Source organism: Rhizobium sp. CNPSo 3670 (genome assembly GCF_057784555.1).
This window is the reverse complement of the sequence record NZ_JBXSOL010000066.1, coordinates 1-11,627: the sequence shown is the minus strand read 5'-3', so window position 1 is coordinate 11,627 and position 11,627 is coordinate 1. Positions and strand designations below refer to the sequence as shown.

13 protein-coding genes are annotated in these 11,627 nt (G+C 61.4%); 7 read left to right on the top strand and 6 right to left on the bottom strand.

The genetic code is table 11. The annotated features are described in order from the left end of the window. Positions 1 to 916: sensor histidine kinase (locus AC13QO_RS29355; protein ID WP_488542692.1), on the top strand; the 916-nt coding region annotated here is incomplete at its 5' end. Then, positions 913 to 1,536: a response regulator gene (locus AC13QO_RS29350; RefSeq protein WP_488542691.1), complete on the top strand. Its 624-nt coding sequence runs from the start codon at positions 913 to 915 to the stop codon at positions 1,534 to 1,536. The genes AC13QO_RS29355 and AC13QO_RS29350, both read left to right, overlap by 4 nt. Before the next feature lie 43 nt (positions 1,537 to 1,579). Here AC13QO_RS29350 and AC13QO_RS29345 read toward each other — a convergent pair whose 3' ends face one another. Further along, a complete protein-coding gene (locus tag AC13QO_RS29345; RefSeq protein WP_488542690.1) occupies positions 1,580 to 2,086 on the bottom strand; it encodes a hypothetical protein in 507 nt (168 codons plus the stop codon). Positions 2,087 to 2,381: 295 nt separating this feature from the next. Here AC13QO_RS29345 and AC13QO_RS29340 point away from each other — a divergent pair, with 295 nt between their 5' ends. The 5 genes from AC13QO_RS29340 to AC13QO_RS29320 all read left to right on the top strand — a co-directional run bounded on the left by AC13QO_RS29340 (position 2,382) and on the right by AC13QO_RS29320 (position 4,662). Next, positions 2,382 to 2,879, top strand: coding sequence for a hypothetical protein (locus AC13QO_RS29340; RefSeq protein WP_097598746.1), 498 nt, complete (start codon positions 2,382 to 2,384; stop codon positions 2,877 to 2,879). 10 nt (positions 2,880 to 2,889) lie between these two features. Next, a complete protein-coding gene (locus tag AC13QO_RS29335; protein WP_488542689.1) occupies positions 2,890 to 3,291 on the top strand; it encodes a GFA family protein in 402 nt (133 codons plus the stop codon). Between the two features lie 95 nt (positions 3,292 to 3,386). Continuing rightward, positions 3,387 to 4,178: an exodeoxyribonuclease III gene (xth, locus tag AC13QO_RS29330; protein ID WP_488542688.1), complete on the top strand. Its 792-nt coding sequence runs from the start codon at positions 3,387 to 3,389 to the stop codon at positions 4,176 to 4,178. Positions 4,179 to 4,243: 65 nt separating this feature from the next. Next, a complete protein-coding gene (locus AC13QO_RS29325) occupies positions 4,244 to 4,474 on the top strand; it encodes a hypothetical protein (RefSeq protein ID WP_488542687.1) in 231 nt (76 codons plus the stop codon). 5 nt (positions 4,475 to 4,479) lie between these two features. Continuing rightward, positions 4,480 to 4,662 carry a hypothetical protein gene (locus tag AC13QO_RS29320; RefSeq protein ID WP_085777852.1) on the top strand — a complete coding sequence of 61 codons (183 nt, stop codon included), beginning with the start codon at positions 4,480 to 4,482 and terminating at the stop codon, positions 4,660 to 4,662. An 18-nt stretch (positions 4,663 to 4,680) separates the two neighbouring features. Here AC13QO_RS29320 and AC13QO_RS29315 read toward each other — a convergent pair whose 3' ends face one another. From AC13QO_RS29315 to AC13QO_RS29295, 5 genes are all read right to left on the bottom strand, one after another. After that, positions 4,681 to 6,765 (bottom strand): FAD-binding protein, encoded by a 2,085-nt coding sequence (locus AC13QO_RS29315; RefSeq protein WP_488542686.1) that lies wholly within the window; start codon positions 6,763 to 6,765, stop codon positions 4,681 to 4,683. Positions 6,766 to 6,778: 13 nt separating this feature from the next. Then, positions 6,779 to 7,948 (bottom strand): Gfo/Idh/MocA family protein, encoded by a 1,170-nt coding sequence (locus AC13QO_RS29310; RefSeq protein WP_488542685.1) that lies wholly within the window; start codon positions 7,946 to 7,948, stop codon positions 6,779 to 6,781. Positions 7,949 to 7,960: 12 nt separating this feature from the next. Next, positions 7,961 to 9,616 (bottom strand): GMC family oxidoreductase, encoded by a 1,656-nt coding sequence (locus tag AC13QO_RS29305; RefSeq protein WP_488542684.1) that lies wholly within the window; start codon positions 9,614 to 9,616, stop codon positions 7,961 to 7,963. Between the two features lie 9 nt (positions 9,617 to 9,625). After that, positions 9,626 to 11,164: a GMC oxidoreductase gene (locus tag AC13QO_RS29300; RefSeq protein WP_488542683.1), complete on the bottom strand. Its 1,539-nt coding sequence runs from the start codon at positions 11,162 to 11,164 to the stop codon at positions 9,626 to 9,628. A gap of 15 nt (positions 11,165 to 11,179) precedes the next feature. Then, positions 11,180 to 11,627, bottom strand: a 448-nt coding sequence (locus AC13QO_RS29295; protein WP_488542682.1) for a TOBE domain-containing protein, incomplete at its 5' end; no start/stop codon positions are given.

The window sequence follows — 11,627 nt, the reverse complement described above, 5'->3', positions numbered from 1 at the left end:
GGTTCTCCAGCCGTGGTCCGGCCAGGCGGTCGCTGTGCTCGAGTTCTACGAGACGGCGGAAGGCCTTGGCGACAGTCTGGCTCACGCGAGGCTGCAGAGCTGGGGGGCGGTCGCCGCTCTCACTGGCGTCTTTTTCCTCGTTCTCTCCGCCCTGGTTTTTCGCGGAAGCCGCACGATAGAAGCGCAGCGCAGGGATCTCAAGGAACGGGTCCAGGAATTGTCTTCGCTGCTGGCTGAAAATCGCGGGCTCCAGCGGCGGCTGCAGCGCGCTTCGCAGCGTGTAGCGGCGCTGAACGAAACATATCTGCGCAGCATTGGCGCCGATCTTCACGACGGTCCGGCACAGCACATTGCCTATGCTTCACTGCGACTGGACAGCGATTTATTGATCAATGCTTCCACCGAGCCCGAAGCGCGCGAAAAAGAACTTGCGTGGATACGCTCGAGCCTCGCCGAGGCCATGACGGAAATCCGCAATATCTGCAGCGGACTGGTGCTGCCGCAGATCGAAAAGTCCTCCATCACCGATATCGTGCTGCGGGTCGTCGAAGCGCATCGGCACAAGACCGAAACCGTTGTCGAAACGAACATCGACGAGGATGGACCCGAGCTCGCTGCTGCCGTAAAGATCTGTATCTATCGCTTCGTTCAGGAAGCCTTGAACAACGCCTATCGCCACGGCGGCGGCGTTCAGCAGAGCGTGAAAGCCGTGTCGCACAATGGTCATGTTTGTGTGGAGGTCAGTGATCGTGGCGATGGGTTCGACCCGACGGAGGTGAGGCCGACAAGCCTCGGCCTGGTTGGGCTGCGCGAACGCATCGACAGCCTGGGGGGATCTTTCGATATCAAGACGGGCGAAGGAGGGACTACCGTGACCATGACCTTCGAGCCTATGGAAGCTGGAGACTGGATATGACACCAATCACCGTCGGCGTCGTGGACGACCACCCGCTTTTTCGCGAGGGCGTAACGCGCAGCTTGTCTGAGATGAGCGACTTCGTGGTCATTGGCGAAGGGGCAAACAGCGAAGACGCTGCCATGATCGCTTCAAACAACCGTCCCGACATCATGCTCCTCGATGTCTCGATGCCCGGCGGCGGATTGGCTGCGATCGGAGACGTCCTGGCGCGGAGCCCTTCGACGAAAGTGCTGATGTTGACGGTGTCGGAGGAGGTGGACACGCTGCTCGGAGCCCTTCAGCAGGGCGCAATGGGCTACGTTCTCAAAGGTGTTGGCTCCCGCGGCCTCGCCGAAGCGATTAAAACCGTCCTCAGCGGATCGCGATATGTCTCGCCGACGATGTCGGCGAAGGCGATGGAGAATTCGCTGCAAAACGGAAACTCCGACAAGAACAGTCTGACGCCAAGGGAGCGTGAGGTGATGGATCTCGTCGCCCAAGGTCTGTCAAACAAGCATATTGGCCTGCGCCTCAACCTGCAGGAAAAAACCGTGAAGCACCATATGACGCAGATCCTGAGCAAGCTCGGCGCCTCGAACAGGACCGAAGCGGCCCTGCAATGGCGCGAACGGCGATAGCGCCGGGTCGACCGATGATTCCTACGGCGTTCCGAATTCTGCCTCAGCGAAGGAACCGGCTTAGCCGGCTTGCGTCGCTAGCCGTCGCCTGCCGGCTTATGATCGTCCTGCCCTTCGAGTCCTTCATGATATAGCGGCCGCTGCGCAGGCTTTCGGTGATGCCGTTCGCGTGGCGAACGTTGATCGACCCATCGGTACCTTCGGTCGCTCTGGCCTTCGAACCTGTCGACGTCGAGGCCGAGGAGGAAGAAGATCCGGCGTTGCTGCTGGAGCTTCCACCTGAGCTGTTGCCGGAGCCACTATTGCCGTTTCCGCCCCCGTTGCCATTGCCTCCCCCGTTGCCGCCTCCTCCACCGTTGCCGTTTCCGCCGCCGTTTCCGCCACCGTTGCCGTTCCCATTATTGCCGTCTTTTGCCTCTGCGTGTTTCGCCCTCAGAACGCGAAAGGAGCCGTCGAGGTTAATCGTCACGGGTGATGCGGCAACCACGAAGGCGACGGCAGCGCAGCCGCCCAATCTCAAAAAACCTCGTTTCGAGACAGTCAATGCCATTGCCTTGTTCATCCGTTCTTCGCCGTTCCTACGCCCGTTCGACGCCTGGGAATTTTCGCCTTTCTGAGGGCTAAATGCAACCGGACCTAGGTACTAAGAAAAGGCAGGACTTTGGTCCGGCAAACAGTGGATACGCCCCTAAAAATACGAGCGCTGCCATCAAAAATACTGCCTCTGCGCGTGTATTGTCGACTTTGTCGCCATCGTGATGTTGGATGAGGCGCGGACGCATTTTTCTGGAACTTCTTTCGTCGTGGTCGCTTTTGATTATCAAAATGCAACGGAGGAACCCGCGATGCCGAACCCGAATGAATCACCCGCCGTCCAGTCCTTGCGAAAAGAGCAGGCGGAGCAGCGCAAACAATCCCGAAAGGGCGAACTCGACAAAGCGATCGAAGACACGTTTCCTGCTTCTGATCCTGTTTCCGCTACTCATACCTCCATTCCCGCCGGCCGCAGCGATGTAGAGGCGGCTGAGCGCGTGAAGCGGGAGCCTGATCCGACCGCGGTTGACCAAGAGTACCCGCTGGTCGATCAAGCCTTGCGCTCTACCGGACAAACAGCCCGCGCCTCGGACAGATTCGATGCAAATCGCGAAGAGTTGCGCGCGCTTCAGAAAGAAGCCGGCCGGGTGGCCGAATCCGCCTCCGAGCTGGCTTCCGGAACAGCCCGCCTGGCAAAGGCCGAAGCGAAGAGCTTTGTCCAGGACATTGAGGATCGGATCCGCCGGCAGCCGCTGACGGCTGCGGCGATCGTCGCCGGCATCGCCTTCGTCTTCGGCGCAACGCGCTGAGAGGACCACAATGGCGAGCCAATGGACCGGCGGCTGCCTGTGCGGATCCTGCCGATATGAATTCAGCGGCGATCAGCCGCATTCGGGATACTGCCATTGCGACATGTGCAAGAAGGCGACCGGAGGACCTTTCGCGGTTCTTGTCCAGGCCAAGGTTCAAGATCTCGCCTGGACAAAGGCTTCCCCTGCCGTATACCGATCCTCACCCATCGCGACACGTGGCTTTTGCGGCGCATGCGGAACGCCGCTCTTTCTTCAGTATGACGGCGACGAACTGATCCGCGTGACAGTCGGTTCGCTCGATCAACCCGACAGGATACGCCCGGCAGGTCATTACGGCGTTGAGAGCCGGCTTGACTGGGCCGACTGTGGGCGTGGACTACCGGAGGAGGAAACTCAGGAGCGTTTCTGAAGGATGCCGCGAAAAATTATGCCCGTGACGCCCGACCAGTGAACCAGTAGATTGCGGCCAGATTCTGGATCTGGCCACCGTCGCGGCGTGAGCCCATGAAAATTGCAACCTACAATGTCAACGGCATCAACGGGCGACTGAACAACCTGCTCCGCTGGCTGAAGGAGGATGCCCCCGATATCGCCTGCCTTCAGGAACTAAAAACCGACGACGCCAAGTTTCCGCGAAAGGAGGTCGAACGGGCCGGCTACGGCGCCGTCTGGCACGGGCAGCGATCCTGGAACGGCGTCGCCATCCTGGCAAAGGACAAGATACCGATACTGACCCGGCGCGGTCTTCCGGGCGATCCTGACGATACCCACAGCCGATATATCGAAGCCGTCATCGAGGGCATGCTGATCGGATGCCTGTATCTGCCGAACGGCAATCCTTTTCCCAGCACCAAGTTCGAATACAAGCTTCGTTGGTTCCGTCGCCTGCACGCCTATGCCGCCGAACTGCTCGAAATCGAGGTGCCTTCCATCCTTGCCGGCGATTTCAACGTCATGCCGGCGGAGATCGACGTCTACAAGCCGGAGCGCTGGCGAGACGATGCGCTTTTCAGGCCCGAAGTCCGTAAAGCCTACGACCAGCTCGTTTCCCAGGGCTGGACGGATGCCATCAGGCATCTGCATCCGGACGAGCGCATCTACACATTCTGGAAATATTGGCGGAACAGTTTCGAGCGCGACGCCGGGCTTCGGATCGACCATTTTCTGCTCAGCCCGACGGTGGCGCCGTGGCTTCGATCAGCGACCGTCCGGCGCAAACCGCGGGGCTGGGAGCATACGAGCGACCACGCACCCGTCATGATAGAGCTCGATGTTCCCGCAGCTGAAGCCGTGTAAGCGATCGCAGAATATCAGGGAACCTGCGATGGCTGCCGGAGTTTGCCTGCAAAGGAGATTGTCCGATGCGCACGAAATCTATTCCCGATTCCGCCAAGCTTCCGCCGAAGTCGTTGAATGAGGATACTCAGGACGACGAGCTGCCCGAGGCAGATGTCGACGACCAGCGCAAGCCTCCCGTTAGCATGGGCAACAGCCGCGAGGCGGGCGACCGCGTCCCCGGCTCCGACCCTGAGACAGGCCGCGCCGATCAGAAGGGTCGCATTCCTGCCCCGCAATTCTCCAATCGGAAATGATCGTCATGGGCGAAAGCAAGAACTATCTCAATACCGACGAAATCCAGGCCGACGACCAGTTGTCGCCGAAACCGGTCGAAGGAAAAGATCCGCCGAGGCATGTGCGCAAAAGCGAAGAAGCCGTCACAGAAGGCTCTGACGATACGGAGCGCATCCGAGTTCCTCCGCCGGTCGCAAATCCCGATTGATATGGTTACAGCATCGCCTCATACGCCAGCGCCAAGGTCGTAGATGCGGCCCGTCAGCCAGGCGGGCCAGTCCCGCTCGAAAAAGGATCTGGCGCTTTCATCCAGTTCGCGGTTGGGACGAGTTGAAAGCCTGATCTCATCGCCTTCTAGCCGGACGACGATCTGCTCCTTGCGATGCGCTTCGCTTTCCTTGCGAAAGCGATAGTGCTCCAGTGGACCGACGCTCGCCAGCGGAAGGAATTCGCCCTGTGCATCGCAGATCGCGCGTGCTCCCCGACTGCCGCCGCCCTTGCCGATGAAGAAGTCCAGCGCACTCAGCACCGCTTCCGAGGCGAGCGCCATGTGCCGCCATTGCACGCCTCGGACCGCTTCGGCCGCGCGACCGTAGGCGAGGCCGTTGGCGCGGATTTCGACGTTCAGCGCCCGCGCTTCGACCACGGCCTGGCGGACGCTCCTTTGATCGCAGATGATGCCCGCCTTCTCGCTCATGCGTGCCTGCACCGCCGAGCGGACCGCTTTGACGGTGAGCGGGCTTTCGGTCCGCAGCGCGGAAAGAAGATTGGCGATGCCCGCCTCCGCCGCCTCCGGTACACGTCCCGCGGCAGCCCGCTCCGCCCCGCCGCCGGCGCCGATGTGTTCGGCCACCCGGGTGCCGAAGACCTGCCCGGCATTCAGCGCCGCTCCACCGGGCCTTGTTACCCCATGTGTGCCCGCCGCCTCCCCGACCGCGTAGCAGCCACCCAGATTGGTGCGGCCCCAGCGATCGACCATGATGCCGCCGTTCATGTGCTGGTTGTTGACCGCGAACTCCAGCGGCTCTTCGGCAATATCGATCTTGTAGCGGCGATAGAGTTCGATCGCGAGGGGGTTCATATGCTTCAATCGATCGATCGGCATTTCCTGATCGGCGCCAGCCTTGCCGAGATAGAGCCGAACATCCTCGTCCAGCCTTTCCAGGCTGAATGGCAGGTCGCCGGGAACGGGCGGAGGATTGCGATTGAAGTCCATAAAGACGCGCCGACCCGCTGCGGTCTCACGGTAAATGGCGAGATCGACCAGGCTCGAGCCGAAATCCAGCATGCGGGTGGCATGGAACGGCCATTGATAGCCCTTGCGGAAGATGTTCGACGCCAACTCCCGGGTGCTTCGATAATATTCCGCCAGGAAATGGTGTTCGGCGCCTTCGCCATCGACCGAATAGATATGTGGGATTGCCTGGACGTACGTGCCGGACAGATTCCACGGGAAGCCCTCCCTGCGCGTCCCGATGCCGAACTGGCTTTCGGTCAAATTGACGAGCTCGACGCCTGCCTCCAGCGCCAATCCAAGGGAGCCGAAGCAGCCGTTCGGGTAAACGCTGTCGCGATAGAGTTCGCCCGGGCCGCCGGCGGCGAGCACAATCACATCACTCACGAACAAGGCGATGCCGAGCGGGTTCTCCTGCCTACGGCCGCCGGCGCGCATGACGAGCATGCCGGCGACATGACGATCAGCCACCGCGCCCTCGGTGAGGATTTTGACCGCGGTGGTCTGGTTGTAGAACGGCACGCCGAGCCGGATCGCCTCCTCCGCCAGCACCTTGACCATCAGCCGCGAGGTGCGCGGGCCGCAGCTGGTGGCGCGCCCGACCTCGTCATGGTCGGTCTGATATCTCAGCGTTCCGCCAAGCGAATCCTGGGGCAGCGGCAGCCCCAAGAACTGCAGCGACGCCATCATCCGCGACGAGCCCACCGCCTCGACATAGGCCGTGTCCTCGTCCATGGCGCCGCCGCCGCCGATGGCGCGGGCCATCGCCCGGTAATTGTCGCCTTGATCGGCCGTGTTTGCGGTGTGCAGGGTTTGCTTGTCAGAGCCAGAGCAGGCCGAGGTTCCGCCCCATGCGCTTTGGCTGATGATGACGACATCGACGCCGCGCCGTTTCATTTCCACCGCCGCACGCAGACCCGCAGCGCCGGATCCGACGACAACGCAACCGGCGCGGTAGATCGGCACGTCGAAACCAGCGAGGCAGGCTACCCCGGAAGCGGGAGCCTCCGGCGGAAGCCGCGGCATATCGACGTCGGTCAGTGCGTCAAGAATTTCCTGCGGAACGTCTATTGTCATCGGCTCGCCACAATCAATTGAGCGGGATATCCACCCAGCGTCTCTGCCGGGAGGACTCCATGCATGCGTCGACGATCTGGCAGATATGGTGGCCGGTATCGAATGTCGGCCACATCGGTTTGTTTGCGACAATCGATCGGATCACCTCCGCCACCTCGATGATCTTGCTTTCATTGTAGCCAATGCCGAAATTCGGCAGCGGAAGGAAGGCCCTGAAGGTGGGGTTCTCAGGACCGACGTCGATCTCGCGAAAGCCCCGGCGTCCCGTGTTGTCGTCGTTGGAGTAAAAACGCAGCCGGTTAATCTCGTCATAGGTATAGGCGATGCTGCCCTTCGTTCCGTAGATTTCATAGGTCTGCATGAATTTGCGGCCGGTGGCGACGCGGCTGAAGTCGACGATGCCGGCGGCGCCGTTTTCGAACCGGCACAGCAGGTTCGTCGCGTCGGGATTGGTGATATCGGCCCAGGCCTCGTTGCCTGACAGTTTCACCTGCTCCCCATAGGCAAGCCCCTCGACGATCGGCCGGCGCGGGGTGACGATGAGATTGTCGGCGATCAGGGAGCTGACGCGGCCAACGAGGAAATCCATGAAGCTGAAGATGTGCGAACCGGTGTCGCCGACGATCCCGGTCGGCGCGAGCTTGCCATCGGCACGCCACATGTAGGGCGCCGTGGGATCCCCATACATGTCGACATGCTGGCAGCCGCGAAACAGCTTTATCTCGCCGATTTCACCGGATTCGATGATCTCTTTCGCCAAATCATGAACGGGGTTTCGGGGAAACGCGTGTCCGACACGTGTAATGCCCCCCTTCTCTTTAGCGATCTCGGCCAGCTCCCGCGCTTCATCGGCGGTGTTTGCCAGCGGCTTCTCGCAATAGACATGTTTGCCGGCCAGCAGCGCGGCCTTGGCCACCGGATAGTGAAGATGGTCGGGCAGACAGATATCGATCAGATCGACTTCGGGATCGGTGACCGCCAGCTTCCAATCCTGGTAGATCCTGGCCCCCGGCGCCCTGTTGCCGATATCCTGCGCTACGTCAGGGTTGCTGTCGACAAGCGCCACGATCCGCGCCGTTCCGCCCGACACGCCGAAGAAATGCTGAAAGGTTTGATAGGCCATCGTGTGGACCTTTCCCATCCAGCCCGAGGCGCCAAGCACTGCAACTTTCACTTCAGACATCGTCGTTACTCCTTAGCGGATCTCGGCGCGGGCCCGCGGCCTCGTATCATTGCGCTCATGGGCGAAGATCGCCGACGGCAGTGCAGGCAGGCCCCGGATGAGGTCCGATCCTTTTTCGCCGACCATGATCGTCGGCGCGTTGGTGTTGCATGACGGCACGCGCGGCATGACGGAGGAATCGCAGACCCTGAGGCCTTCCAGGCCGTGGACCTTGAGATCGAGCCCGACAACCGCGTCAGACCCGGTTCCCATCTTGCAGGTGCCCACCGGATGATGGTCGGTCTTGGCATTGGCGCAGCCATAGTCGAAAAGCTGCTCGTCGGTCACGACCTTCGGCCCGGGAAGCCTTTCGGCCATGACATAGGGTTTCAGCGCCGCCTGCTGCATGATTTCGCGGGCGATCTTGAGCCCCTCCAGCGACATCTTCCTGTCATGGGGATCGGCCCAGTAGTTGGGATCGATCAAGGGAGCCGCAGCGGGATCGGCGGATGAAAGACGCACCGTCCCTCGCGAGCGCGGATGCAGATAGGCCGAGTTGAGCGTGACCCCGGCGTTCCTGAGCCGCTCGACGCCTGCTTCAATGCCTGAACCCAGGCCGAGGTGGAACTGGATATCGGGAGACCGTGCGTCGGGTTCGGCATACCAGAAGCCGCCAGTCTCGAAGAGCGACGAGGCGACCGGACCGGTGCGGAAGAGAACATATTGAATTCCGGCCCACAGTGTCCGGTGGAGCTTCGCGACGCCGTCATAGGTGTGATCGCCGGTGCATTCGGCGATAACGAAGAGATCGAGATGGTCCTGAAGATTGCCGCCGACGCCGGGCAGATCGTGGAGGGGCCTGACGCCAACCGAGGTCAAATGGTCGGCCGGCCCTATCCCGGACTGCAACAGGAGCTTCGGCGATCCGATCGCGCCTGACGAGACGAGGACTTCGCGTTCAGTCCGCACGACCTCCAGACCGTGTCCGGTCGCGATTTCGACACCGACCGCGCGACCCGCCTCCAGCATGATGCGGACGACGCGCGCGCCTTTCCGGATCATGAGATTCTTTCGGTTTTTGATTGGCGAGAGATAGGCGAACGATGCCGATGACCGGCGGCGGTTGCGCTGGGTGAGCTGATAAAATCCGACGCCGGCCTGCTGGCGGCCGTTGAAATCGTGATTATAAGGTATGCCGAGCTCCTGACCCGCGCGAATATAGGCGTCGCAGATCGGCAACGGTGCAGCCGGCATGGAGACACCCAGCGGACCGCCATAGGCGTGGTAGTCGTCGGCGAAACGTTGATTGTCCTCGGCACGTTTGAAATAGGGCAGGATCGAACGGTAGTCCCAGCCCTCGCAACCGTCTTCACTGGCCCATAGATCATAATCAGCTGCGTTTCCGCGGGTGTAGAGCTGCGCATTGATCGACGAGCCGCCGCCGATGATCTTTGCCTGGGTATAGCGAAGCACTCTGTCCTTCATGTGCTTTTGGGGAACGGTTTCCCATCCCCAACTAGCGACGCCCTTGGTCATCTTGGCGAAACCGGCGGGCATGTGGAAAAGGGGATTCCAGTCGCCTCCGCCCGCCTCCAGAAGGAGTACCTTGACATCGGGATCTTCGCTGAGGCGGCTTGCAAGAACGCAGCCCGCAGGACCGGCACCGGTGATGATATAGTCGAATCCCATTTTACTGTCCTATTTGAAGCCGGCGCGCATTAATGGATCTGCCTGTGTCTGCAAATCCGTCGATGCGATGTGATGGGCAACTCTGAGCGCTTGACTGGCGACGGTGAGCGCCGGATTGACCGCAGCCGATGTGGGGAGAAAACCGGCGTCGACGACGAAAAGATTGCCATGATCGTAGGATCGGCAGTATGGATCCAGTGGCGCTGTTGCCGGGTCGTTTCCGATGCGGATCGTTCCGCACTGATGGGACGGCGTGCGTTTGTCGAAGGGTCTGGATAGCACGATCGGAAAACCGATCGACCGCAGGATCGCCTTCAGCTTGGCGACAAGCGCAAGATGCGCGTCCCAGTTGGTCCTCTGCCATTTAAGGATGATCCGATCGCCGTCGACCATCACGCGGCTTTCGGGATTCGGAACGTCCTCGCTCATCGCATAGAAGTCGATGGCATGGTCCGTCATGAAACGCAGAAGCCATTCCGGCGCCTGCGGCAGAGAGCCTTTGAGGACCTTTTCGGAAATACGCCCCAGCAACTGCACATTGCCGAGCGGCGGTCCGCCCTCCCCGTCCGAGAGATAGAAGTCGTTGAAGGCGAAGGTCTTCTGGTAGACGGCGGTGTTCCTGAAGCGCGGCGAGAGCGCTATCACGGCCGAGGCGTTGTGGTTCATGAAGTTGCGGCCCACCTGATCGGAAGAGTTGGCGAGCCCCTTCGGGAAGCGGTCGTTTTTCGAACGGAGCAAAAGCGCGGATGACTGGACCGCACCGGCGGAAAGAATGACGATCCTGGGCGAGACGGTCAGCGTCTGTCCGTCCTTGACATAGGTGATCCGGTCGATCCGGCTCCCCGCCCCCGTGTCGAGCCGTATCACCCGTGCATTAGTCTCAAGCCGCACGTTCTCGTGTTTCAGCGCCACCGCGAGCGCTGCGGTCTCGGCATCCATCTTGCCGTCCCGCGAATTCGGATGCGCATCCCAGGGCGTGCGTGCCTTGGAGAGCCAGGCATCGAGATCCAGGCCGAGCGGCAGCGAAAACGGATGCAGGCCTTTCGCCTTGAGGCGTGCCCTGACGTCGGCGACCGGCGCCTCATCGGGCACGGGCGGGAATTCGTAGGCAACCGAGTGATGCGGTTCGGTCGGATCTTCGCCAAGACTGCCGCGAACCTGATACATCAGCTCCGCCTTCGAATACCAGGGCTCCAGCTCTTCATAGGGAAAGGGCCACGCCGGCGACACGCCTTCCCGATGTTCGATGACGTCGAAATCCTCTTTGCGGTAGCGTGAGAGGACGGCGCCGTAGAATTTCGAGTTGCCGCCGACATTGTAATAGTTGCCGGGGTTGAAGCCCCTGCCGTTCGCCTCGTACCACGTCTCATTCGGCCGGAAGTGGCCACGCTGGAAGATGGCGCGCTGGTCGCGATTGACGGGAAGATCAGCAATATGATCGCCGGCTTCGAGGACCAATATCTGCGCACCTGATACAGCCAGGCCGGCAGCGACGGTGGCGCCGCCGACGCCCGAGCCGATGATGACGATGTCTGGTGAACCGCTCATGTCAACACCTTGCCATCACGCGATCCGCGCTTGCGTTTCCGGATCGAAGAAGACAGCCTTGTCGAGATTGAAGGCGAGGCGTGTGTGCTGGCCGGGTGCGATACCGGCATCGGCGCGCAGGCGGGCGACGACTTCCTTGCCGCCGAGCTTGGTGACGGCGAAGGTGTCGGAGCCGGCCGGTTCGACGACCTCGATCAGGCAGTCGCCTTCGGTGAGCGAGCGGGCATTGCGGTCGGCGCCATCGGGGTCGGTCAGCGCCTCGGGGCGGATGCCGAAGATCACCTGCCGGCCGGCATAGGAGGAAAGGCCGTTGCCGGTTGTCGTGACGGGAAGCCTGAGCGGGGCGGCGTTCGGCCGCTCGAGCGAGACCGCAAGGCCGCCGGCGCCGTTCTCGACCGAGGCCTTCACCAGGTTCATCGCCGGTGAGCCCATGAAGTCGGCGACGAACATGTTGGCGGGATTG

Coding starts and splice junctions, on each gene's coding strand:
- AC13QO_RS29315 (WP_488542686.1), bottom strand. CDS start 6,765: ATGACAATAGACGTTCCGCAGGAAATTCTTGACGCACTGACCGACGTC.
- xth (WP_488542688.1), top strand. CDS start 3,387: ATGAAAATTGCAACCTACAATGTCAACGGCATCAACGGGCGACTGAAC.
- AC13QO_RS29305 (WP_488542684.1), bottom strand. CDS start 9,616: ATGGGATTCGACTATATCATCACCGGTGCCGGTCCTGCGGGCTGCGTT.
- AC13QO_RS29320 (WP_085777852.1), top strand. CDS start 4,480: ATGGGCGAAAGCAAGAACTATCTCAATACCGACGAAATCCAGGCCGAC.
- AC13QO_RS29310 (WP_488542685.1), bottom strand. CDS start 7,948: ATGTCTGAAGTGAAAGTTGCAGTGCTTGGCGCCTCGGGCTGGATGGGA.
- AC13QO_RS29300 (WP_488542683.1), bottom strand. CDS start 11,164: ATGAGCGGTTCACCAGACATCGTCATCATCGGCTCGGGCGTCGGCGGC.
- AC13QO_RS29345 (WP_488542690.1), bottom strand. CDS start 2,086: ATGGCATTGACTGTCTCGAAACGAGGTTTTTTGAGATTGGGCGGCTGC.
- AC13QO_RS29325 (WP_488542687.1), top strand. CDS start 4,244: ATGCGCACGAAATCTATTCCCGATTCCGCCAAGCTTCCGCCGAAGTCG.
- AC13QO_RS29335 (WP_488542689.1), top strand. CDS start 2,890: ATGGCGAGCCAATGGACCGGCGGCTGCCTGTGCGGATCCTGCCGATAT.
- AC13QO_RS29350 (WP_488542691.1), top strand. CDS start 913: ATGACACCAATCACCGTCGGCGTCGTGGACGACCACCCGCTTTTTCGC.
- AC13QO_RS29340 (WP_097598746.1), top strand. CDS start 2,382: ATGCCGAACCCGAATGAATCACCCGCCGTCCAGTCCTTGCGAAAAGAG.